The 23,127-nt window shown below is 71.1% G+C and carries 21 protein-coding genes; 4 read left to right on the plus strand and 17 right to left on the minus strand.

Annotation, left to right across the window (positions count from 1 at the left end; all coding sequences use genetic code 11):
- Positions 1 to 118: 118 nt before the first annotated feature.
- From BUB75_RS11190 to BUB75_RS11235, 10 genes are all read right to left on the minus strand, one after another.
- Positions 119 to 1,525 carry a UbiD family decarboxylase gene (locus tag BUB75_RS11190; RefSeq protein WP_073255489.1) on the minus strand — a complete coding sequence of 469 codons (1,407 nt, stop codon included), beginning with the start codon at positions 1,523 to 1,525 and terminating at the stop codon, positions 119 to 121.
- Positions 1,522 to 1,866 carry a chorismate mutase gene (locus tag BUB75_RS11195; RefSeq protein WP_218617432.1) on the minus strand — a complete coding sequence of 115 codons (345 nt, stop codon included), beginning with the start codon at positions 1,864 to 1,866 and terminating at the stop codon, positions 1,522 to 1,524. Before BUB75_RS11195 ends, BUB75_RS11190 begins: the two co-directional genes overlap by 4 nt.
- Positions 1,863 to 2,210, minus strand: coding sequence for a cupin domain-containing protein (locus BUB75_RS11200; RefSeq protein ID WP_073255492.1), 348 nt, complete (start codon positions 2,208 to 2,210; stop codon positions 1,863 to 1,865). The genes BUB75_RS11195 and BUB75_RS11200 overlap by 4 nt, the downstream gene beginning before the upstream one ends.
- Positions 2,200 to 2,886, minus strand: coding sequence for a flavodoxin family protein (locus BUB75_RS11205; RefSeq protein ID WP_073255495.1), 687 nt, complete (start codon positions 2,884 to 2,886; stop codon positions 2,200 to 2,202). Before BUB75_RS11205 ends, BUB75_RS11200 begins: the two co-directional genes overlap by 11 nt.
- Position 2,887: 1 nt before the next feature.
- Positions 2,888 to 4,192: a TrpB-like pyridoxal phosphate-dependent enzyme gene (locus BUB75_RS11210; protein WP_073255497.1), complete on the minus strand. Its 1,305-nt coding sequence runs from the start codon at positions 4,190 to 4,192 to the stop codon at positions 2,888 to 2,890.
- Positions 4,193 to 4,220: 28 nt separating this feature from the next.
- Positions 4,221 to 5,435, minus strand: a complete 1,215-nt coding sequence (locus BUB75_RS11215; protein WP_073255500.1) for an MFS transporter — start codon at positions 5,433 to 5,435, stop codon at positions 4,221 to 4,223.
- Complete coding sequence (locus tag BUB75_RS11220; protein ID WP_073255502.1) at positions 5,435 to 6,655, minus strand: ATP-grasp domain-containing protein; 1,221 nt, start codon at positions 6,653 to 6,655, stop codon at positions 5,435 to 5,437. Before BUB75_RS11220 ends, BUB75_RS11215 begins: the two co-directional genes overlap by 1 nt.
- A complete protein-coding gene (locus BUB75_RS11225) occupies positions 6,652 to 7,419 on the minus strand; it encodes a B3/B4 domain-containing protein (protein ID WP_073255504.1) in 768 nt (255 codons plus the stop codon). The genes BUB75_RS11220 and BUB75_RS11225 overlap by 4 nt, the downstream gene beginning before the upstream one ends.
- 63 nt (positions 7,420 to 7,482) lie before the next feature.
- Complete coding sequence (locus tag BUB75_RS11230) at positions 7,483 to 8,079, minus strand: anthranilate synthase component II (RefSeq protein ID WP_073255507.1); 597 nt, start codon at positions 8,077 to 8,079, stop codon at positions 7,483 to 7,485.
- On the minus strand, positions 8,076 to 9,575 hold the full coding sequence (locus tag BUB75_RS11235; RefSeq protein WP_073255510.1) for an anthranilate synthase component I family protein: 1,500 nt from the start codon (positions 9,573 to 9,575) through the stop codon (positions 8,076 to 8,078). The genes BUB75_RS11230 and BUB75_RS11235 overlap by 4 nt, the downstream gene beginning before the upstream one ends.
- Before the next feature lie 281 nt (positions 9,576 to 9,856).
- On the opposite strand from BUB75_RS11235, the gene pdxR reads away from it, so the two are divergent.
- The 3 genes from pdxR to BUB75_RS11250 all read left to right on the plus strand — a co-directional run bounded on the left by pdxR (position 9,857) and on the right by BUB75_RS11250 (position 14,907).
- On the plus strand, positions 9,857 to 11,341 hold the full coding sequence (gene pdxR, locus BUB75_RS11240; RefSeq protein WP_073255513.1) for a MocR-like pyridoxine biosynthesis transcription factor PdxR: 1,485 nt from the start codon (positions 9,857 to 9,859) through the stop codon (positions 11,339 to 11,341).
- Between the two features lie 85 nt (positions 11,342 to 11,426).
- Complete coding sequence (locus tag BUB75_RS11245) at positions 11,427 to 13,955, plus strand: Hsp70 family protein (protein ID WP_143175144.1); 2,529 nt, start codon at positions 11,427 to 11,429, stop codon at positions 13,953 to 13,955.
- A 40-nt stretch (positions 13,956 to 13,995) separates the two neighbouring features.
- Positions 13,996 to 14,907, plus strand: a complete 912-nt coding sequence (locus BUB75_RS11250; protein WP_218617434.1) for an intradiol ring-cleavage dioxygenase — start codon at positions 13,996 to 13,998, stop codon at positions 14,905 to 14,907.
- A gap of 36 nt (positions 14,908 to 14,943) precedes the next feature.
- Here the strand turns inward: BUB75_RS11250 and BUB75_RS11255 are convergent, their stop codons facing one another.
- The 7 genes from BUB75_RS11255 to BUB75_RS11285 all read right to left on the minus strand — a co-directional run bounded on the left by BUB75_RS11255 (position 14,944) and on the right by BUB75_RS11285 (position 22,241).
- Positions 14,944 to 15,840 (minus strand): hypothetical protein, encoded by an 897-nt coding sequence (locus BUB75_RS11255; protein ID WP_143175145.1) that lies wholly within the window; start codon positions 15,838 to 15,840, stop codon positions 14,944 to 14,946.
- Positions 15,841 to 15,919: 79 nt separating this feature from the next.
- A complete protein-coding gene (locus BUB75_RS11260) occupies positions 15,920 to 16,738 on the minus strand; it encodes a trypsin-like serine peptidase (RefSeq protein ID WP_073255525.1) in 819 nt (272 codons plus the stop codon).
- On the minus strand, positions 16,735 to 18,000 hold the full coding sequence (locus BUB75_RS11265; protein ID WP_073255528.1) for a hypothetical protein: 1,266 nt from the start codon (positions 17,998 to 18,000) through the stop codon (positions 16,735 to 16,737). The genes BUB75_RS11260 and BUB75_RS11265 overlap by 4 nt, the downstream gene beginning before the upstream one ends.
- Before the next feature lie 26 nt (positions 18,001 to 18,026).
- Positions 18,027 to 18,545: a hypothetical protein gene (locus tag BUB75_RS11270; RefSeq protein WP_073255531.1), complete on the minus strand. Its 519-nt coding sequence runs from the start codon at positions 18,543 to 18,545 to the stop codon at positions 18,027 to 18,029.
- Between the two features lie 21 nt (positions 18,546 to 18,566).
- On the minus strand, positions 18,567 to 19,820 hold the full coding sequence (locus tag BUB75_RS11275) for a hypothetical protein (protein ID WP_073255534.1): 1,254 nt from the start codon (positions 19,818 to 19,820) through the stop codon (positions 18,567 to 18,569).
- Positions 19,813 to 21,972: a hypothetical protein gene (locus tag BUB75_RS11280; protein ID WP_073255538.1), complete on the minus strand. Its 2,160-nt coding sequence runs from the start codon at positions 21,970 to 21,972 to the stop codon at positions 19,813 to 19,815. The genes BUB75_RS11275 and BUB75_RS11280 overlap by 8 nt, the downstream gene beginning before the upstream one ends.
- Before the next feature lie 65 nt (positions 21,973 to 22,037).
- Entirely contained in the window at positions 22,038 to 22,241 is a 204-nt protein-coding gene (locus BUB75_RS11285) for a hypothetical protein (RefSeq protein ID WP_073255541.1), read from the minus strand.
- Between the two features lie 131 nt (positions 22,242 to 22,372).
- Here BUB75_RS11285 and BUB75_RS11290 point away from each other — a divergent pair, with 131 nt between their 5' ends.
- Positions 22,373 to 23,104, plus strand: a complete 732-nt coding sequence (locus BUB75_RS11290; protein WP_073255544.1) for an AfsR/SARP family transcriptional regulator — start codon at positions 22,373 to 22,375, stop codon at positions 23,102 to 23,104.
- Positions 23,105 to 23,127 lie beyond the last annotated feature (23 nt).

Raw genomic sequence — 23,127 nt, forward strand, 5'->3', positions numbered from 1 at the left:
CGGGAGAAACGACACGTCGACGTCCTCGAATCGAGCGTGGCCCTGCTCGTCGGTGTACAGGCGGGTGATCGTCGTCATGCCGACCACTCTGGCGCACCCGACCACCCCGTAGAACCAGTCACGGCGCGGTGAAGGGTGGGCGGCGGAAACGGTCGTGCTGTCCGTACGGCACCGTGCAGTCGAACAGCGTCTTCGCGGTCCGCCCGTTGGCCGAGATCGTCGTCGTGTAGACCAGGTGCTGCGAGGGATCGAGCGGAAACCCCTCGCGGTCAGGCAGCACGACGACGTCCCGATCGCCCTGCAGGCGGGTCACCATCGCCCACCACAGATCCTGTTCCGACTCGACGTCGACGTCCTCGTCGACGCCGATCACCAGCTTGACCATGCGGAACGTCTCCAGGACACCGATCGACGCGGCGCGGACCGCCTCGTCGTCGCCCGCGTTCCGCTTGGCCTGCCACTGCACCACGATCATCAGCTGTCCCCCGCCCGCGGTGTGGCAGTGCACGGCGCGCACGGGGGCGTCCCGGCGAACCAACTCGGCCAGCACCGCGGCCTCCATACCGAAGCCGAGCAGATGTGACTGCTCGTACCCGGGGCCGGACACCGCCTGCAGGATCGGGTCGGGCCGCGCCGTGATCGCGCTGACCCGCACGACCGGCAGTCCCGGGTGGGCGTTCCCCTGGTAGCCGAGGAACTCGGGCGTGGCCGCCGGGCCGTCCGGGTTCTCCGCGGCCAGCTCCGCGGTGATCTCACCCTCGAGCACGTACTCGGCGTCCGCGATGAACTCCGCCGGGACGCTGCGACAGGGCAGCAACTCGACCGGCGCACCGGCGAGCGCGCCGGCCACGGCCAGCTCGTCCAGGTCCGTGGGCACCAGCGAGGTGGGGCAGCACGAGGAGAGCAGAACCGCCGGAGAGAGACCGAGGTGGATGGCGACCGGCAGCGGCTGACCGCGCTGCAGCGAGCGTTCGTACGCCAGCCCGAGGTCGCGGCCGGGCACCATCCAGATCGTCAGGCGGTCGGCGCCGCGCACGCACATGCGGTGCACCGATAGATTCCGCACGCCGGTCTCCGGGTCGGTGGCCAGCACCGCGCCGAGCGTGAGGTAAGGCCCGGCGTCCTCGTCGGTGAGCACCGGAATCGGCAGCGTCGACAGATCCGTGGCGACGACGTCCCGCGGCCATCGGCCCGGATCCGTGGCCGGCACCGGGGCCAGCGGCGTGGCCACGGCTTCCCGCAGCCGGAACGGCACCTGCTCGGGGCGCAGGCCGAGCAGCGCGGCGGCCCGGCGGCGGGTGCCGTAGAGGCCCATCAGGACCCGTGACGGCGGGCCGGTGACCGGGCGCACCCGTTCGTACAGCACGGCGGGGCCCGGCCCGGTGGGCGGCGGCGCCGGCGTGCCGGCCCACCGGGCGTAGTGCGCGCTCGCCCCGAAGCGGGCCGGCAGCTCGTCGTCGACCCGCACCAGCTCGCCGGGCGTCGTCTCCAGCGCCGCGACCGCCGAGCGCAGGTCGGTGATCACGCCGGTGTTCCCCGCCGCTGCGCCAACCGCTCCAGCTGCATGGTGGTCAGCTGGTCGATGAGCGACCGGTACGTCTCCCGGGCGATCTGCGGGGGCATGTCGTGCCGCTCGGCGAGCATCTCGACCCGGGCCAGTACCTGCCGGACGCGGTCGGTGGAGCGGACGGCGTCCTCATCGGTCTTGTGCTCGGTGAGGATCCGCACCGCGGCGGTCCGCTCGGCCAGCAGGCCGACGATCTGCTCGTCGATCTCGTCGATGCGGTGACGCATCCGGCCGATCTCGGCCTGCGCCGCCGAGCGCTCCTCGGACGAGACCGACCGCTCTTCGGAACCGGCGGTCACGGCGCGCCGACCCGGTCCACGACGAACACGACCGTGGGCTCGTCGCTGGAGCCCTGCGAGCGGTGCTCCTCGTCGTCAGGGATCACAAATCCCATGCCGGGCCGGCACGGCACCGACCGATCCCTGAAGTGGACGGTGAACTCGCCGCGCAGCACGTAACCGGTGTGGCCGCGCACGCACCACTCGTGCTCGTCGAAGCCGGCGGGCAGTTCGAGTAACCGCAGCCGCTGACCCCCGACGAACGCGAGCTTGACGCGCCCGTCGGCTCCTGGCTTGTGCCACTTCTCCCAGTCGGCGTTCGGGAAGTCGATGCCGACGGGCAGCGTGGCGGCGTCATTGGACATTGCCGTCTCCTCGGGTAGATGCGGGCTCGCCGCGACGCGGACGAGGAATGCGCTCGTTGAGGTCGTGCGGCGGCAGCACGGGGCCGTCGACGATGCGCTGGTGCCGTTGCAGCAGCTGGATCATGTCGAGCATCCGGTGCAGCATGCGATCGAGAGCGTCGAGGCCCTCGACGTCGTTCAGACCCGGCGTGCTCTGCGTGTTGCGCAGCAGCACCGGGAATCCGCTGCCGACCAGGATCATGCGGTTGAGCAGCAGGTTGTTGATGATCTGGTTGTGCGCTGACGAGTCGCTGTACCGGCGGCCGGTGACGATCACGCCGCCGACCTTGTTCGTCAGCGGTCGGGCGAAGCGCAGGTAACCGACCCCGGCGCGTTCGATGAAGATCTGCATCAGGTGCGCCAGCCCGAAGCCGTGCACCGGAGCGGCGTACAGGATGCCGTCCGCCGCGCGCATCTGCTCGATCAGCGCCGGCATGTCGTCGTTGATCTCGCACGGCACCGGCCTGCTGTTGCAGTTGCCGCACGGGCTACACGGCGCGATGCGGTGATCCCGTAGCGAAATCGTCCGCAGCTCGCCGCCGCGTTCGGTGATCAGGCGGCCGGCGTGTGCCACCGCCAGGTCGGTGTTTCCTCCGGCTCGTTCCGAGCCGTTGATGGCCAGGATCGTGCTTCCCATGTCAATCGGTCAGTTCTCCGGCGAAGTAGTCCAGGTACGCCTGCATGTCGAAGTGACCGTGGCCGGACAGCGAGAACACGATGGTCCGGGAACGGCCCGCGGCCCGGCATTCCAACGCTTCGTCGATCGCCACCCGCACCGCGTGGGTCGACTCCGGCGCCGGCACGATGCCCTCGGCCCTGGCGAACTGCACACCGGCCTCGAAGCAGGCCAGCTGTGGCACGGCCCGCGCCTCCAGCAGGTCGATGTCCTTGAGCGCGCTGACGATCGGCGCCATGCCGTGGTAGCGCAGCCCACCGGCGTGGATGGCAGGCGGCCGGAAGTCGTGCCCGAGCGTGTGCATCTTCGTCAGCGGCGTCATTCCGGCGGTGTCACCGAAGTCGTACTCGTAGGTGCCCTGGGTCAGCGACGGGCAGGACGCCGGTTCGACCGCGATCAGCCGGACCGCCGGCTCGCCGTCGAACTGCCTGCGCAGGAACGGCAGCGCCAGACCCGCGAAGTTGGAACCGCCCCCGGCCGCGCCGATGACCACGTCGGGGTAGTCGTCGGCCAGCTCCAGCTGACGGAGCGCCTCCTGGCCGACGATCGTCTGATGCATGAGGACGAGGTTGAGCACCGAACCGAGCGCGTACTTGGCGGTGCCGCCGCTGTTCAGCGCCGCCTCGACCGCCTCGGAGATGGCCAAGCCGAGGCTGCCGGTGGAGTTCGGGTCGGCGGCCAGGGCCGCGCGGCCGGCCTCGGTCAGCGGGCTGGGGCTGGCCGTGACACCGGCGCCGAACGTCTCCATCAGCGCCCGCCGGTACGGCTTCTGGTCGTAGCTGACCCGAACCATGTAAACGGCGCACTCCAGACCGAAGTACGAGCAGGCCAGCGCGAGGGAGCTCCCCCACTGCCCGGCGCCGGTCTCGGTGGTGAGCTTCTGTACGCCTTCCCGCTTGTTGTAGTAGGCCTGCGGCACCGCCGTATTGGGCTTGTGGCTCCCCGCCGGGCTCACGCCCTCGTACTTGAAGTAGATCCGGGCGGGCGTCTGCAGGGCCTTCTCCAGGCGGTGCGCACGGACGAGCGGGCTCGGCCGCCACTGCCGGTAGACGTCGAGGACCGCGCCGGGGATGTCGATGTCCCGCTCGGTGGAGAACTCCTGTTCGATCAGCGCTTGCGGGAACAGCGGCTCGAGGTCGGCCGGGGTGATCGGCTCCCTGGTGCCGGGGTGCAGCATCGGCGGCAGGCCCTTGGGCAGGTCGGGGACGACGTTGTACCAGGTCGTCGGAAGGTCGTTCTCGGACAGCAGAAATCGGGTGACGGACATCGGTAGCACTTCTCCGAGAGGTAGGTGGTCAGACGAATTGCGGATCGGGTTCGGTCACCGGTGCGCGGCGCACCGGCAGCACCGCGTAGGCGAGAACGCCGACCGCGGGTACGAGGAACAGCGCGAGAAACACCGGTGCATGGCCCTGCTCCTGCCACAACAGGCCGAAGCCCATCGGGACGACGAGCCGGGCGAAGCTCAGGACGAAGCCGTTGAGCGCCATGAACCGGCTGACCCGCCGACCGTCGATCTGGTCGGCGATGTAGGTCGGGACGACCACCGAGACGATGATCTCGCCGACCGTCCACACCACGGTGGACAGCAGGAGCGCGGGCAGTGAGAACGCGAAGGCCATCACCGCGGTGCCCGCGGTCCACAGCGCTCCCGCCACGATGAGCAGGACCCGCGTCGGATAGGCCTTGATCTTCCGTTCGATGAACAGCCCCGCGGACACCACGACGACGCTGTTGATCGTGTAAACGAGTCCGATCATCGCCGCGGACGTGTTCAGCACGGTCGTGACCGCCAGCGGCAGCGCGTACTCGATGCCGATCAACGGGACCACGAAACACAGCGACGCGACGACCACGACCGCCACGTCGAGATCCGCACGCCACCCGGCGGGCCTGCTCCGCCCCTCCGGCCGGCGCGATCGCCGGATCGTGTCGCGGGGCACCCAGACCATGATCAGCGCGGCGCAGACGAGCCCGAGCGCGATGTTGCCCGCGAACATCAGCCCGTACGAGTACGCCGCAGCCACGCCGCCGAGCAGTGGGCCGATGCCCATGCCCAGGTTGTTGGCGATGTAGCTGACCGTGTACGCGAACGGCCGCTGCTCCGGCGCGGCCAGGTCGGCGATGAGGGTGTTGGCCGCGGGCGCGAACATCCCCATGCCGACCAGCGCGAGGAACAGAAACGCCGCGTACTGCCAGGGTGTGTCCCGGACCAGCGCCAGGCCCGCGTACCCCGCCGCGTTGAGCACGAGGCTGACGAGCAGCGCCGCGCGTCGGCCGGCCCGGTCACAGGCCGGGCCGCTGAGCAGGCTGCCGACCAGCAGGCCGGTGCTGCCCACCGACATCAACACACCGGCATGACCCGTGCTCAGGTGCTTGGCCTCGGTGAGATACACCGCGAGGAGCGGAAAGACGAACATGCCCGCCCGGTTGACGAAACAGGCCAGCACCAGGACCCGCAACGGCCTGGGCAGCGCTGCGAACTCCCGCAGCCGGGTCTGACCGATCATCACTGCTCCGACGCGGTCCGCACCACGAACGCGTCCCGGACGACCTTGAACCGCGCCAGCACGTCCTCGTAGCTGCGGCCGGAGCAGACGTACCAGCCGAGCACGTCGTTGGAGGCGGTCGGCGGTTCCAGCACGTCGCCGACGTGTTTCCAGACGTCCGCGTCGAGCACCGATTCCACGGTCTTGAGCTGATCCGCGGTCGTGATCTCGGTGATCCGGCCGACGCGCGACGAGGAGAGGTACTCGGTGCCGATCTCGGGACCGCTCCGCGCCACCGGCCGGTGCGCCGGGTCCAGCTCCAGCCGGCACCACTCGCCGGCGAGGTTGAGGCCGTGCCCGGCCTGGATCGCGGGCACGATCGAACCACCGCCCGCCCTGGCCGCGGCCTCACCGAAGATCACCGCGCCGTCGTCGCGCAGGAAGAACTCGACGTGGGCGACGCCGGTGCGCATGCCGAAGCCCCGCAGCAGCTGGGCGTTCTGGGACAGGATGCGTCGTTCACCCGCGGACAGGTCGTACTTGCGCGAGATCGTCCCGCCCGGCTCGTCCCGGAACTGCAGGACGGAGTACGTGTAGCGGGACAGTTGCTCGAACACGATCTCGCCGTCGCTGACCAGCGAGTCCACGTGGTACTCGACGCCCTCGACGTACTCTTCGACCCGGTAGTCGTGGCGGTCGTCGGCGATCTCGGGCCACACCCGCGCCAGGTCGTCGTCGGAGTCGACCCGGAACGTGCGGCCACAGGCCCAGCCCGCGTACGGCTTGAGGACGAGGGGGTACCCCGTCGCCGCCGCGAACTCCCGCACCGCGCCGAGCGTGTCCGGACGGCACGAGCGCGCCACCTGGATCCCGAGTTCCTCCGCCCGCCGATGCATGACGTTCTTGTCGCGGAAGGTGAGCGACTGTTCCGGGTCCAGCCCGGGGATGTCCTGGTCGCGACGGCACCGGCCGGCGGCGAGCACGTCGCCTTCGAAGAGCGGGAAGATCCGGATCACCCGGTGCTCGGCACAGATCGTGCCGAGCACGCGGCGGACGTCGTCCGCGTCGTCCAGATCGGCGTGGTAGCAGCGGACCTCACCGACGTCCGCGACCGGCCAACCGGTCGGAATCAGCGCGATCGGCTCGACGCCGTACTCCTCCGCGGCCTCGACGACGCTGGCGAACTGGGCCGCGTAGCGGCCGGCGGCCGGCCGGTAGACGATGACGACCGCGCGCTTCACGACGGTCCCGCCGGGGTCCGCGTGCCGGTGGCGAACGGAGCGCCGGTGGGTGCGGCCCGGTCGAGCCGCGAGCGGTGCGGCTGCCGGACGCCCAGCGCCACCAGGGCGTCGCTCAGCTGATCCAGCGCCGCGTCCACCTCCGCAGCGCCGACCGGGTCCGCGGCCTCGACGGTGAGCAGCAGCCGGTGCGGGCCCGTGCCGGTGGCCATCACGTCGCCCTGCCGCCAGTTCCACCGCCGGGAGTGGGCCCGCCCGTGCGCGTCCGCGTAGATCACCTCGCCGAGTTCCGGGTGCTCGGGGGCGTCCGGCCGGCCGAGCGGAAGAAACGTCTCCGAGCCGTCGGCCGGGCGCACGTCCAGGTCCCCCACGATGTCGCCGAGGTCGCAGCTCGCGACCGGCAGGCCGGTGTTCAGCGAGACCGCGTTGCACAGGTCCACCAGCGCGTTGATCCGGGGTAGCCGGTCGCCCTTGGCCACCCGCCTGGCGATCGACTCGGCGGCGCACGGGAACCGGTTCGGGTTCAACCCGACGGCCCGGTACGCGTCCCGCCACCCCGCGATCCCGGCCCGCGCCGCGACACCCGCCTTGTCCAGGTCCTCGGCCTGCACGGCGTCTTCGGCGGCGGCGAGGAGCGCCTCCACCGCCGGATCACCGGGCGGCACGTCGAGCTCGGGCACGGCGATCAGTCCGAGCACGTAGTGCGGCACGAGCGCCAGCACGCGCTCGTCGATCGTGACTCGGGCGGGGTCGGTTGGCTCTGGCATGGGACTCCTTGAGGTCTCGCTCTGTGGTCCGATGGGGCTGGCGCTGTGGTCCGATGGGGCTGGTCACCGCGCTGGCGCGATCGCTGGGCGGCGGGCGGCGCGGCGCAGGAAGTTCCCGAACAGCCGCGTTCCGTCCTGGGTCATGATGCTTTCGGGATGAAACTGCACCCCTTCGACGTCGAGCGTGCGGTGACGCACGCCCATGACGTACCCGTCGTCGCGCGCAACGGCGGTGACCTCCAGGTCCGGCGGCATCGCGTGGGTGAGGATCAGCGAGTGGTAGCGGGTGACGGTCACCGGCGCGGGCGCGCCCGCGAAGACCCCCTGACCGTCGTGGTCGACGACGCTGGTCTTGCCGTGCATCAGGTGCGAGGCGACCGCGGTGACGCCGCCGAACGCCAGGCCGATCGCCTGGTGACCGAGGCAGACGCCGAGGATCGGAACCTCACCGGCGAAGCGGTGCACCAGCTCCACGTGACCGGAGCCGGCGGGGTGGCCGGGCCCCGGACCGAGCAGGACGGCGTCCGGGGCGAACGCGGCCATCTCGTCCGGGGTCAGCGTCCGGGAGCGCACGACGACGGTCTCCGCGCCGAGCGTCCGGAGGTACTGGTAGATGATGTGGGTGAAGCTGTCGTAGGCGTCGACCAGCAGGACCCTCACGGCAGCAGTTCGCTTCCGGTCAGCGCCCAGTACGTCGCGCTCATCTTGGCCAGCGTCTCGCGCCACTCGCCGGCGGGTGTCGAGTCGGCGACCACACCGGCGGACGCCTGGGTGCGGTACACCTGCCCGTCGTGCATCGCGGTGCGGATGCAGAGGGCCAGGATCGCGAACCCGCGGGGGTCGAGCAGGCCGAGCGCCCCGGCATAGGGACCGCGCGGCGTGTCCTCGATGGACTGGATGATCTCCATGGCGCGCAGCTTCGGAGCACCGGTCATGGTGCCGGCCGGGAACGCCGCGCACACCACGTCCCAGACGTCGACGTCGGCCTCCAGCCGACCCGACACCGTCGACACCAGATGGTGCACGTAGGCGAACGGCTCGGCCTTCATCATCGAATCGACGCTCAACGTGCCCGGTACGCAGACCCGCCCGATGTCGTTGCGGCACAGGTCGACCAGCATGACGTGCTCGGCTCGTTCCTTGGCGCTGCCGACCAGATCGGCCACGCGCTCCCGGTCGAGCTCCGGGTCGGCCGCGCGTGCCGCGGTGCCGGCGATCGGCCGCATGACCAGGGAACCGTCCTGCACCTTCACGAACAGCTCGGGGCTCGCACCGATCACGGTCTGACCGCCCCACGGCAGCAGGTACATGTACGGCGAAGGGCTGCGCTCGCGCAGACGCCGGTAGACGTCCAGCGGCACGAGGTCGGTGGCCACGTCGATGCGGTGGCCGATCTGGATCTGGTAGCTGTCGCCGATCTCGATGTAGCCGAGGCACTCCTTGACGCGGGCCTGGAACGTTTCCTGGTCGACGCTGTCGCGCACGGAGCGCGGCGCCGGGGCGATCGGCGTTTCCCCGGGCTCGACCACGTCCGGCAGCGGGGACATCGGCATCGGCTCCAGCAGCGGGCCCGAGCTGACGAGCCGATGGACGGTGCCGGTGTCCAGATCCCACCAGACCGTGTCGCGGAACAACGTGAGCGTGATCCGGGTGCCCTGGTCCGCGGCCGGGTTGGGCGGCAAGTCGTCCATGTCCCAGGCCGCTTCGTACGCGAACGTCGTCAGGAAGCCGAAGGCGAACGTGCTCGACGGCACGTCGGTGTCGACGGCGAGCGCCGCGGTCAGCGCGCGCACCGTCGACCACACCTGGTCCGGTGTGTCCACGCGCCAGGTCGTCACCCCGTTCGACCGGCCGAGGATGCCACCGAGAACCGCGTCGGCGACGGCGGCCAGCGCGTCGACGAGCGCACCGGAACCGTGCAGCTCCAGGCGGTGGCCGACGAACCGCAGCTCAGCGAGGCGTCCCCAGCCGACCACCGCGCCGTGGCGATCCTGGTCCGGGCCGTCGAGACTCTCCAGCAGATAGAGGTCGCCGGAGGCCCGCTCCGCGGCGAGCGCACGGTAGAGCGCGAGTGGATTGACGGGCGAGAGAGGTATCGCGTGCACCGCGATGGGAACTGTCCCTGCCAATGGGGTATTTCGTTTCGGATTTGACATGCAGCGTGCTCCTGTTGCCGTTTGCAGCAGTTTTCCGGCCTCATTACGCGACGGTCGGTCGTCCGTCATCGACATTTCTGGGGGTCTACGGCCGCAACGGGGTGTCCCTTTCCCAATCGATTGAAGCGAGCGTCACATTGACGCCTTCGTTACGGACTGGCGTCGGCCAGTTACCGTGTTCGGAGGCTGATGCGAGACCGCTCGTCGGCTCGCTGAGGACCATCAGATCAACGCGGCGTGCGTCTCGGCCATACCACTTCACCAACGGGGGAAGAGACCACTTGAGCAGGCACCTCGAGGTTTCGATAGACCGCGAATCACGAATTCCGATCGCCCAGCAGGCCCGCGACGCCATCCGGCGTTTGATCGAAGAGGACGTGTTGCAACCGGCGACCCGGTTGCCGTCCAGCCGACGCCTCGGCATTGACCTCGGGGTGTCCCGCAGTGTGGTCGTGGAGGCGTACGAGCAATTGATCGCGGAGGGGTATCTGGTCGCCCAGCGCGGTTCCGGTACCTCGGTCGCGCCCTCGCTGCGCCCGCGGCAGGAGTCGGTGCTCGCCGCACCACAGCGTGCCGCCGCCCGGTGGGACCTGCGCACCGGCGGCTGCGACGCCTCCGCGTTTCCGAGGCAGGAATGGCTGCGCTGCATGACGGCCGTGATCAGCGCGGCCGGCCCGCACGAGCTCGGTTACACCGCCCCGGCCGGAGTTCCGTCGGCGCGGGAGGCCGTCGCCGCCTACCTCAGCAGGGTGCGCGGCGTGCGGGCCCGCGCCGACAGGCTCATGATGACGGCCGGGTTCGCCCAGGGTCTCGCGCTGGTCTGTGCGGTGCTGCGGGAGGCAGGCCACGAGACGGTGGCGGTCGAGGATCCGGGCCACCCCGGCGAGCGCCCGTTCATGTCCCGCGCCGGGCTGCGCGCGGTGGGCGTACCGGTCGATGCCGAGGGGATCGTCGTCGACGAGCTGTACCGCACCGGCGCGCGGGCGGTCGTGACCACCCCGGCCTGCCATTTCCCGACCGGTGTGCCGCTGTCCGCCGCGCGCAGGGCCGCACTGGTCGAGTGGGCTCACCGCGTCGACGGCTTCATCATCGAGGACGACTTCGAGAGCGCCTACGTGAGCGCCACCGGCCGGGGACCTGCCCTGCAGAGCCTGGCCCCCGACCGGGTCGTCTACGCGGGCAGCGCGAGCAAGGTCCTGGCGCCGACGCTGCGGCTCGGCTGGCTGGTGGTTCCCGCCCCGCTGATGGAGCGGCTCGAGTACGTCCGGTCCAGCCGCGACTTCGGGTCGTCGGGACTGGACCAGCTCGCCTTCGCGCGGTTCCTCGAGACCGGCGCGTTCGACCGGCACCTGCGCCGCATGCGTGACGAGATGCGCCAGCGGCGGGAGCAGGTCCACGACGACGCGCTCCGCGCGCTGCCCGGCGCACGGGCGCTCGGCGCGGACAGCGGGCTGCAGGCCTACCTGCAACTACCCGGCGGGTGCGACGAAACGGCGCTGGTCAGGGCCGCCGAGGCGCGCTCCGTCCTGGTGCACGGCGGCCAGTACTACCGCCTCGACCGCACCGACCTGCCCGCCAGCGTCGTGGTGTGTTTTGCGACCCTGCACCGCACGGGCCTGACCAGGGCGATCGAGGCGCTCGGCAGCGCGTACCGGGACGTCACCGGCCGACGATGCTCGAACCCGAGACTCGGCGTGTCGCCGGCAACCGCAGCCAGACAGCGAAACGGCGCCGACTTCCGGCGCCGCCCTCGACATCGGACCTGAGTGACGACGCGATCACCCTACGCGAAGACGGGGTGGCCGCCCGGCTGATGCCGGTCGATCCCGGACGGGCGTTACCGTGACCGCCGTGGGGGTTGCGAAATACGGGTTGGGGATCGATTTCGGCACGTCGCACACGGTGGCCGTGGTCGAGTCATCGGACGGCAAGACCGAGCCGCTGCTGTTCGACGCGTCACTTCTGCTGCCGTCGGGGGTGTACGCGGAGGGCGATGCGCTGCTGGTCGGGCGTGACGCCGAGCGGGGTGCCCGCGTGGATCCGGGCCGGTACGAGCCGCATCCCAAGCGCCGAATCACCGACGGCGCGCTGCTGCTGGGCACCGTGGAAGTGCCGGTCCCCGCGGCGATCGGGGCGGTTCTGGGGCGTGTCGCCGGTGAGGCGGGCCGGGTGATGGGCGGTCCGCCGGGCCGGGTGGTCGTCAGCCATCCGGCGGAGTGGGGCGCCCAGCGTCGTGCCGTGCTCCTCGACGCGGTGCGTCACGCGGGCCTGACGGGTGGGGAACCGCTGCTGGTGGCCGAGCCGGTCGCCGCCGCGGTGCACTTCACCGAGGTGCTGGGCCAGCAGGTGGTGTCCGGCGCCGCGGTGGTCGTCTACGACTTCGGTGGGGGCACGTTCGACGTCAGCGTGCTGCGCCGCCGGTCGGAATACGGCTGGGACGTGGTGGCTGCGGCCGGCCTGGAGGACGTCGGCGGCATCGATCTGGACGCTGCCGTGGTCGAGCACGTCGGGGCGATCGCGGCGGCCCGGGACGCCGAGGCCTGGGCGCGGATCGCTGCGCCGGTGACCACCGCCGACCGCAGGCACCGGCGGCTGCTGTGGGAGGACGCGCGCGCGGCCAAGGAGCAACTCAGCCGGACGAGCACGGCGTTCGTGCCGGTACCGGTGCTGGACATCGACGTGCCGATCACCCGGGACGAGTTCGAAAAAATGGCCCGGTCCTGGCTGGACCGCACAATCACGCTGACGACCGCAACGCTGTTCACCGCCGGGGTCAGCGCCGGAAACCTGGCCGGCGTGTTCCTGGTCGGCGGATCCTCCCGTGTCCCGCTGGTGGCCACCCTGCTGCACCGCGCCCTCGGCGTTCCTCCGGTCGCACTCGAACAGCCCGAACTCGTCGTCGCGCTCGGAACGGTCAAAGCGGCGTCCGCGGCTGTTCCGCCGGAGCCCGCGTCAGCTCTGGTCGGTGCTCCCCCCGCGAAGACCAGCGCCCAGGAGGCCGACTCGCCGCCGGCTGCCCCGCCGGCACCGGCACCGGACCAGCGTCCGGACCGCTCGACCAGCACCCGCGCATCCACGCCGAGCCCGCCGGAGCCCGCCGCAGTGCCGGAACCCGCCGCCGCGCCCGAACCCGCCGCCGCGCCCGAACCCGCCGCCGCGCCCGAACCCGCCGCCGCGCCCGAGCCCGCCGCCTCGACAGAGGCCGCCGCCGCGATGGTGCCCGGCGCACCACCGGCGCCGATTCCGCGGCGGTGGCTGATCGGTGCGGCGCTCGGCGCCCTGGTCGGCGTGCTCAGCGCCGTGACGCTGAGCACGTACGACACGGAAATCCCCCGGGCGCTACTCACCGGCGCGCGCAGCCCGGTCGCCGTTCCCGCCTACCTGACGCTGATCGCGGCGACCCTCGCGTTGTTCGCGGCCGGCCCACGGACGATCGGTGGTCCGCTGCGGCTGCGGTGGCTCGCGGCGCTGGCCGCAGCCGCGGCGCTGGGCACGACGCTGGTGCTGGTCGGTGAGGCGCTCGTCGTGGTGGTCGGCGGCTACGACGGCGCTCCGTTCCTCTGGTCAGGTGACGGCTACCCGAACGGCGGCGTGACCGACGACCTGACCTGGGACGACGGAAGCCAGGTCACGTACGTCACCACGGCTATCGAGACCGCGCGGACGCTCTTCCTGATCGGCGCCTTGGGCGGGGTGCTGGTCGCGGCCGGCGGAATCGCGCTACTCAGGCGCGGACTACCCGAGTGGGTCCTGAGCCCGGCTGATGCCCGGGGAAAGATCGCCGCCACGGGGCTGGCCACGGTGGCCGGCGTCGCGCTGGGAGCGTTCGGTTCGACGCAGGTGTATCGCGGCGCGTGGCAGTCGGAGACTTTCGATCCGAACGAGGAGGCACCGCCGTACCTTCTGGCCTCGACGTTCGTGAACGAGTCGGCCCTGATCAGCGTCCTCGTCGTCGCCGCGGTACTGGCCGGTGCGTTCGTGACGTTCGGCCTCGCGGTGGCGATCGTCTGGGTGCTGGCGCCTCGGCTGAGCACGGCCGCCCGCCGGATCGTGAGCCGGTGGGTGGCCGGCCCGCTGCTTCTCGTCGGCGGGGTGCTCGGCGCGTACCACGGGTGGCGGGAGCAGTCCTTCTGGCAGGAAAGAAGCCTCGGCGCCTATCGCCCGGGGGCCGTCAACGAGGGGGACGCCGGCTCCTGGTACTACGACAGCGCCGACGCGATCGAGGACGACCTCGTCCTCACCGCGTTGACCTGGCTGTGGCGCGTGCCGCTCGGCTGGCTGGGGCCGGTCGGGTACTTCGCCGTGGCGCTGGGCATCCTCGTCGTGTTCGTGGCCGTTACCACGTCGACCCGGGAGGGCGCGCTCCGAGCGACGGCGTAGCAGACTTCTCTTCACACTTTCGACGATGCGAGGAACGGACATGGATGTCCCCGAGCGCACACGAGAGCTGTTCAGCGAGGAGCGGTCGGCCGAGGTGGTCGCCGCGAGCTTCGCCGATACACCGGACCCGCGGTTGCGGCAGGTCCTGACCTCGCTGGTGAGTCACCTGCACGCATTCGTCAAGGACGTCGAACTCACCGAGGACGAGTGGAGCGCCGCGGTCGACTTCCTCACCCGCACCGGTCAGACCTGCAGCGACGTCCGGCAGGAGTTCATCCTGCTCTCCGACGTCCTCGGCGTCTCGATGCTGGTCGAGACGATCAACCACCGCACCCGCGGCACCTCGACCGAATCCACCGTCCTCGGGCCGTTCCACCTGGTGGAGTCCCCGCCCCGGGCGCTGGGCGACGACATCAACCTCGACGGCAAGGGCACACCGTGCCTGGTGTCCGGGCAGGTCACCGGGCCGGACGGCGAACCTCTCGCAGGCGCCACGATCGACGTCTGGCAGACCAACGAGGACGGCTTCTACGACGTCCAGCAGCCGGACGTCCAGCCGCCGGGCAATCTGCGCGGCCTGTTCACCGCCGACGAGCACGGTCGGTTCCGGTTCCGGTCGGTCGTCCCCCGGTACTACCCCATTCCCGACGACGGCCCGGTCGGCCAGTTGCTGGCCGCCACGAACCGCCACCCCAACCGCCCGGCCCACCTGCACTTCATCGCCTCCGCGCCCGGCTACCGGCCGGTGACCACCCACGTGTTCGTCGCCGACTCCCCCTACCTGGACTCCGACGCCGTCTTCGGCGTGAAGGAGAGCCTGGTCCGCGACGTCCACGTGGTCGACGATCCGGCGCGCGCCGCCGAAGCCGGGCTGGCCAACCCGTTCCACGCGCTGACCTTCGACCTCGTCCTGCTCCGCGCTGACCGACCACCACCGGAAGCCTCGCGTTGAAGCATGGCGGCCACTGCCCGCCGACGGCCGCGACGGCTAGGCGGGCTTGCGAAGCCGCCAGAGCCGGATGGAGGTCTTGACGCCGATCCCCTTCTTCTCCTGCTTCTGCCGCCATAAGTCCTTGGTGAAGGTCGTGATGACGTCGTCCAGATTCGACGTCACGTCCAGGTTCAGACCGCGGCGGTTCTGGTCCAGCCAGAAGATGCGGCGGCTCGGCCCAGTGAAGTCGACGAGCAGGAGAACACTGTGCGTCGCGTTCACCAGGGAGAGCCCGAAGGCGTACCAGCAGCCTCGCGTCGGCGAGCGGCGGATCACCGCGGCTCGGACGCTGCCCCGCAGCGCCACCGGAGCTCGCGTCCCAGCACGGCCGCCGCGGCTGTCGACGAAGTTGAACCTGAGCGGGCCGGTGGCGCGGCCCTGGCGCACCAACTGGTTCAGGGCGCTGTCCACCGTGTGGGTGGACAGCGCGCCCATCCGCACCATCCGGGGTCTGCGCGGCATCCGATCGGGTTGGTAGGTGCGCGCGGGGTGGTCGACGGTGGGCAGGGCCAAGAGTCGGCCGAGCCCGACATTGAGCATCACGATGCACGACGCCCGGTCCACACGTACGTCACTCGGGTCCGCGGCGCCGGCCGTGTCGTTCTCCTCGTACAGACGGACCGTCTTCGCAACCTCGTCAGGAGTGAAACACGGCGTCCAACGGCTCCGGCGGGACGTCTGGTATTCGTCCTCCTGGGCAGTAGGCCGCGTCCCCAGGGCGGCGGACACACGTTCCGCGTCCTCGTCGGTCTCGTTCTCGAACTCGTCGATTTCGTCCTCGAGATCCTCCTCGAATTCGTCGTCGAATTCGCCCTCGAATTCGCCGTCGCTCTCGAATTCGCGGTCGAAGTCCTCGTTGCCGTCGGCCAGGTACTCCCACTCCGCCTCGGTCAAGTCGGCCTCCGGCTCGATCAGCGGGGCCGGGTCGGGAACCAGTCGGAAAGTCGGGCTCATCGCTGTCTCCTGTTCCGGCTCATACCGTTCTCACTCCCGGCATCCACGACCTGACCAGCGCCACCACCTCGGAGCTGAGGTGTACCGACCGGTTGTTCGCGTAGGCGCCGGCCGTGACATCGAGGGTCCCGGGGCCGGTATGGATGCCGACGAGGTAGCGGGCGCCGTTCCTGAATCGCACCCAGACCGGCGATCCGCTCTGTCCCCCGTGCGTGTCGGCGGTGTGCAGCAAAATTCCGGGCTGGTGCGGGTCCACTGTGATCGTTCCGGTGCTGGCGAACGGCACCGTCCCCCCGTCCCGGTCACCCGGATAGCCGGCGACGGTCACCGGCTTCCCCGTCAGGAACGCGCCATCGAGTCCCCTCAGGTGGGTCGCCCGGCCCTCGTGCGGGTGGCCCCAGTACCCGTGTCCGGTGACGTCGCGCTCCAGCGTGACCACCGCGAAGTCGTACCGCGAGTTCGGTCTGGTTTTGCGGACCCCCTTGCCGACGACCAGGGCCTCGAGATAACAACTGGACACGCTGTACGCCACCCCCTTGAACCGGCCGATCGGGTCGGAACGGCCGCTGCGCGCAGGAGCCACATACACCGAGACCGGCCTGGCCGCGTCCCGCTTCCGGTAGATGCAGTGCGCGGCCGTCAGCACGTGCCGCGGGCCGATCAGCATTCCGGAGCCCCGGCCGAACCGGTCGGCGGCGCTGCCCGGCCAGGTCACGTCTAGCGAGCAGAGCCAGCGCCAAGGCACCGCCGACATGTCGCTGATGCGCTGCCGCGAATCGTCGGAGCCGATCCGTTCCTGCTCCGTCGCCGCGACGGCGGCCGCGAAAGGCGTGCTCATGAGCGCTTCCCGTTGGACGAGGCCGCCACCGCGGGTGCGGGCAAACGGGTCGCGGGCAGTCCCGGCACGCGCGCCGGTTGGGCGGGCCGGTCCTTGACCCGGTCACCGGTGGCGGACTGCCAGAGGTCGATGATGCGGTTCATGTCGCGACGCACGCCCTCGTTGCCGGTGAGCTCCAGGAACAGCGTCTCGGCGTCCTCGCCGCGGTCGAACAGGCCCAGTTCGATCGCCCGCAGCAGCGCGGACATCAGGTCGGCCAGTTCGAACAACTCATAGGAGCGCGGCGCAGCGGACATGCCGACCCGGTCGGCGATCCGTGCCAGCCGGTCCGCCGGGTTGGTCGCCTCGGCCTTGAGGTCCACCACGATCGGCGTGTCGGTCTCCAGCGTCAGGTGGAACCAGCTCAGCGTCGTGACGTGCACGAACTCCTCGCGGGCCAACTGGCCGCCACGTCGGCGCATCGTCATCATGTCGCGCAGGGACTGGCAGAGAAACCCGATGTACTCCCGGTCGGTGGCGTTCGCGCCGATCCCGTTGCGGGCGTTCTCGAACCCCAGCCAGACCTGACGCAGAAGCTCGGTCCACTTCTCCCGGAAGCCCGCGTTGACGCCCTCGCCGGTATCCGCGCGCCAGCCCTGGTCGACGTGCCCGATCTTGCGGTACCGCGCGGGCACCGGGTGCGGCGGCTCCATGCCGAACATCCGCCAGTAGTTGTTGCGCCGGGTCACCCGGATGTCCGGGCGTACCTCGCTGACCACCCCGGAGATCGCGAAGAGCGGAGGTTCCCGGAAGAAGAGCTCCTCGGTGGAGCGTACCCACCGGGCACCGTCGGGGCTGAGCGTATTGAGCGTCTCCCCCACGGCGAACCGCCGCACGACCTCGGCCATCACCTCGACGACCCCGGTGCACTCCAGCAGGTAGGCATAACTCAGGTGGTCCCAGACCAGCGGCACGGTGCCGCTGAAGATCTGCCCGTTGAACGTGCCGACGTCCGCCGCATTGATGCCGGAGGGGAACGGCGGGGCGATGCCGTCGGCCGACGGCGCGGGCAGTTCGAGGACGTCGACGATCTGATCGCTGCCGAGGAACGGCAGCGCGTTGACCGTACGTACGCCGAACTCCGGCACCGTGCGCGCGGCCGCCCACGCCTCGTCCAGCCACCGGCTGAGCTGGAACGGGTGCACGCGGAACACCTGGGTGGCCGGACCGGCCGGGCCCAGCTCGGGTGGGGCGGTGATCAGCCGTGCCAGGTTGCGGAACATGGATGCCTCGTCTCGTCGGTGGGAGATCAGCTCACGGGTGCCAGGCGCGGCCCGAGCGCCACGGCGAGGTCCCCGGCATCGCGCAACTCGACCCGCGCCACCGGCTGGTCGTCGGTGACGGAGGCGAGGGCGAACCCGATCACCGGACCACTGCCCCGGCGGCGCGCACCCCGGTGTTTCTTGACCACGTCGACGACCGAGCCGTCGTCGATCGTGATGTCGGCGACCTCGTCGGGGGCGGCGCTGCGACGGGTGAAGACGGCGACCTTGACGGCGGTCGCCGGGATGCCCCCCTCGAACACCACGGTCCCGCCGGCGAACCGGGTTGCAGCCACCGTGCGGCGGATCTCGTCGGCCTGACGACCCACGAGCTCACGCAGCACCAGGTAGTCCACGATCGCGGTGGACTGCTCCTGGCTGGCCTGCCCCGCATCCGTGCCGCCAGCGACGGCGTCGGTCCCGCGGTTGACCGCCTCGGCGATCGACTGCAAGGCCTCCAGAATCTGGGCCAGCGTCGGGTCGGTCGGTGGAGTGGTGGTGGACATCGTGGATCCCTCCGCGGGTGGTCAGGCTGCGCTCGGCAGCGGGATCGGGGCCAGCCTCGCCAGCCAGTCGTGCAGGCGCCGGGTGGCCGCTGCGGCGTGGGTCGGGTCGGACGGCTGGTCCCTGGTCAGCAACGCGACGAGTTGCATCGGCCGACGCCTCGCCAGGTGGGCGGAGGTGAGCAGCGCCGGCCCGATCCGGTGTTCGAGGGCGTCCAGAGCCACGGGAGAGACCAGCTCCGGGTCCGCCAGAGCCGTGATCGCCCGGCCGCAGAACGCCGGGTAGCGCCGGACCAGGCAGGTTTCGGCCAGCGCGGGCAGCATCGGAAGACCGGCCGCAGCCACCCTGGCGCCGGCCGAGTCCATCCGCCGGGGGTCGTGCCGCTCCAGCCAGGTCCGAGACAGGTCGTCCCACGGTCCGGCGCCGTACACCGCCCGGCACAGCGCCACGTTGAACATCACGCGCAGCCAGGCCGGCGGATGCGGATCACCGACCCGGATTCGGTGCACCACGGACGGGCTGCCGTCGACCACGCGGGCGAGCGCGGGCACCGGTGACCATCCGGCGAGCACGAACGCGTGCACGTCGGCGGCGATCTCACCGGCCCAGCCGCCCCACAGATCCGCGCCGACCGAGGCGTGCCGAGCAGCAACGGCATCGAGCGCGTCCGCGAGTTGCGGCACCCACCCCGTCTGGGCCGCCACCTGGTGGCCGGTCTCGTGGAACAGGGCGGTGGGGTGGCCGAGGTTGTGCCGGGTCAGCTTGATCGCGGCCACCGGCGACGGCCCTCCGGGGCCCCACAGCCGGACGCCGGCCCGCAGGATGGCGGCGCCCATGCCCTTGTCCACGTAGACCAGCGCGGGCGGGACCTCATGGCCGAGCGGTCGCAGGATCACCTCCATCGAGTCGCAGGCGAGCGTGTCCAGGCCACCGAGCACCCGGCCGAGCCTCGCGTTCGTCCGCGAGCCCACCGCGTCGCCGTAGAAGTCGACCACCGTCTCGACCCGGACGTAGTCGCGGCGCAGGCCGAGCAGCCGGGCACGGACCCGGCCGAGCGGCTCGCCCAGGTCGAGGGCCAGGGCGATCGCACTCCCCTGGGCGGCCAGCTCGGCAATCGACCGTTCCAGGCGGGCACGCACCCGCGACCGCAGGTAGTCCTCCAGCATCGCCCAGGCAGCCGGCGCGGCCACCGTGTCGAGATCGGACAGCGCTGCGACCGCGCCCCGCCAGTGGGCCAGTTCGGCGCGCAGCTCCCGCTCGTCCGGTCGGTCAGTCATGGTGCCGTCCCGCGCGTACGGTCAGGGTGGATTCGCCTGACTCGCCGGTCTGCAACGCCTGGCGGTCGGTGAACGTCGACGTGAACGTCAGCGTGATGCCCTGCGCCGGATCCCTGATGGCCGCCAGGATGGCGGCCGCCGAGCCCGGTAGCTGCGCCGACAGTGTCCGCAGCGCGCTTTCCACCAGGTGGTCGGCCAGCGTCTCGCCGCGTGCCGGCGGCACCGCCGCTCCCAGCGCGCGGCGCAGATGGAGCACGACCTTGCCGGCCAGCTGACGGCGCGTGACCGGGCCGACCAGCCGGGTGACCGTGGCGAGCGCCTCCGGGTAGGCCTGCTTGGTCAGATGACCGGCGAGAATCCCGCTGCTGCGCTCGCCGAGACGCAGATGCAGCCGGACGGCCGGCCGGTTGGCGGCGGCGAAACGCACCACCAGCCGAGGACGACGGCGTTTCAGCGCGCGCCCGGGCACGACCAGCCGGAACAGGCGTCGGCCCGGCGCGAACCGCGGAGCACCGGTCGGCAGACGCCGACCCAGTCCGGGACGGCCGAGCAGCAGCGTGGCCGTCTCCGGGGTGAGCTCCTCGAGCAGACCGGCCTCGCTCTCGAATGCGGAGAGATGACCCTCGCGGGTGCCGGGAATCGCTTCGTAGAGGCGCACCTCGCCGTTGACCGGCCACCGCTCGACGCCGGCCTCCTGCAGCCGCTCCTCCAGCGTGTCTTCACCGCGTAACACGATCGCGCGGGCCTGCGGGCGGCTGATCGTGACGTCGAAGACCCGCCCGTACGCCCGGTAGCGACGGCAGCGCGAGGTGCGCCGGGGCATCAGCACCCAGGTGGCCTCCTGGTCGTCGGACTCGAAGGTCTCCAGGTCCGACCGCAGCACCGAGGCCGGCAGCAGGCGCCCGGCGGCTTCAGCCAGAGCCAGGTCGGTCGCCGCTCGCAGACGCAACGGGTCGGCCAGGGACGCGGGCGGAAGCTCGAGGACAGTACGCACGGTCTCCTCGACGGTGTCGGCGAGCGCCTCCGCACCGAGCCGTTCGGGTGCCTCCGCCTCCAGCGACAGCAGCCGAAGTCCGGTGTCGGCGATCCGCGGCGCAAGAGCCTTGGCAGCCACCGGACCGATGTGCGGCTCGATCAGCGGGGCCAGCTGCTTGCCGAGGAACCCCACCACCCGGTCCCGTGGTACGAACCGGAAACCGGCGCGGAGGAGGGGCATCGCCGCCATCACGGCCGGGATGAACTGCTCCAGCTCCTCGATCGGCGGCCGCCCCCGCTCGGCCGCGGCGAGCTGCTCGGTCAGCGTGGCGCGGGCCCGGTCCAACTCGGACAGCGGATCCGGCCCGGTCGCGTACTCCTCGTGCTCGAACTCAGCGAGCAGCTCGTCGGCCCGCCCGTCGGTCGGCGCGAGAAGCAGCTGGGCCAGTTCCTGATCGAACGTCTCCCCGAGTGAGAAGGCTTCGTCGGTTTCGGCCTCACGCAAACCCAGCTTTGCGGCGAGGAGCCGGGCTGGCTCCTGTTGTGACGCCGGCAGCCGGCCGAGAGCCTTGTCCAGCACACCCTTGAGCAGGGGCGGGGCGATACGGCGGATCAGTCCGAAGAACTGACCCATCGGGATTACTTTGCCGAGCACTTTGATCCCGGCCTTGGCGACCTTCACCGCCTTGCGCACCAGGCCACCGAGGAACTGCTCGGTCGCCGCGGACGGTGACTCCCCGGCGGAACCCACCGAGTCGGCGAGCATCCCAGCCTCGTCCTCGGACAGGCGGCGGTCACCGTACTCTGCCTGGAGCCGCGCCAGCGCCTGGTCGACGGCTTCGGCACGGTCGGTCAACCACGCCTCCACCTCCTGCGTGGCCGGGTCCGCCGCGCCGTCGGCCAGCGGCACGCGGGCGCGCGCATGCAGGTAGCGCGCCGCGGCCTCGTCGACGAGGTCTTCCAACGCCTCGTCGAAGGACTCGTCGGCCAGGTCAGCCGCCAGCGACTGCCAGGTGGCCTCGGCGGCTTCCTGGCTGTCCGCGTCGGCCGACGCTTCGGCGAAGGGCGACGCCACGGCGCCGAACCCCTCGGACGCGATTTCCGCTTCGCGCGCCGAATCGACGGCGCCGCCGGCGAACGGGGAGATCCACAGCTCCTGCGACTCCACGGTGTCCATCAGCTCTCCTCGGGCCGACACAGGGGTCGGCCCGAGACGTTAGGAGACGTCGCTCCGTCGGTCCGTCACCGCGGCGTCTCCGGTTCGTCTCCGGACAGCTCGTCGATCCAGCCGGCCAGGCGGTGGCCGGCGGCCGAGCCGTCCGGCTCGTAACACACGACGGCAGCCCGGCCGGGAGCAACGAAGGTCATGCGGATGATCCATCGGTCGTCGTGGGGCCAGGCCCGCACCACGACGGTGGCCCACAGGTCGACGGGGTCGTCCGCCATGAGGCGATGATGGGATCACAGCACTCGCCGAACGTCACCGCACCGTCTTTGACGCGTCCGGAAATATAGACGCTGCGTTGACGCGGGACACCTACCGTGAGATGGGCACGGCAATTCGAGGGGGCTCTGCCATGGCGGCTGTCGCGACGCGCACCCCGACGCTGTCGGTGCTGGGCGGCTTCCGGCTGAGCTCCGGCGGCGCAACTGTGAACCTGCCGTCGAACGCCCGGCGCGTCCTCGGCTTCCTGGCCCTCAACGACACCGGCCACCAGCGGCACGTCCTGGCCGGCCGACTCTGGACCAGCGCCTCCCAAGAACGTGCCCAGGCCAATCTGCGCACGGCCATCTGGCGCGTCCGGCAGACGCTGCCGGGTGTCGTCGACTGCTCCCGGGACAGCGTGCGGCTCAACCCCGCCGTGACGGTGGACTACCGCGGGATGACCGCACTCGCCGAACGGTTGCTTCACCGGAAACTCGCACAGGACGATTTGCGGCAGGTGCCCTTCGGACTGCTCGCCGCCGATCTGCTCCCGGGATGGGACGAGGACTGGCTGCTCATCGAACGCGAGCGGCACCGCCAGCTTCGCATGCATGCCCTCGAGGCACTAAGCACCCAGCTGACCGACATCGGCGAGTACGGCCTTGCGGTGGACTGTGCCTATGCTGCCATCGCCATCGAGCCGCTCTGCGAATCCGCGACGAAGGCACTGCTACGGGCCTGTCTGGCCGAGGGCAACCGCGCCGAGGCGCTGCGGCAGTTCCACCGGTTCCGCGACCTGCTCGCCGACGAGACCGGTCTACACCCCACCCGGCAACTGATGGAGCTCATGGGCGGAACCCTCGCCGGCGCCAAGCCCGGTTGAGCGGCAGCGCTCCCCGGTTCACC

Origin of the sequence: Cryptosporangium aurantiacum (assembly GCF_900143005.1) — a bacterium.
GTDB classification, from domain to species: Bacteria; Actinomycetota; Actinomycetes; order Mycobacteriales; family Cryptosporangiaceae; genus Cryptosporangium; species Cryptosporangium aurantiacum.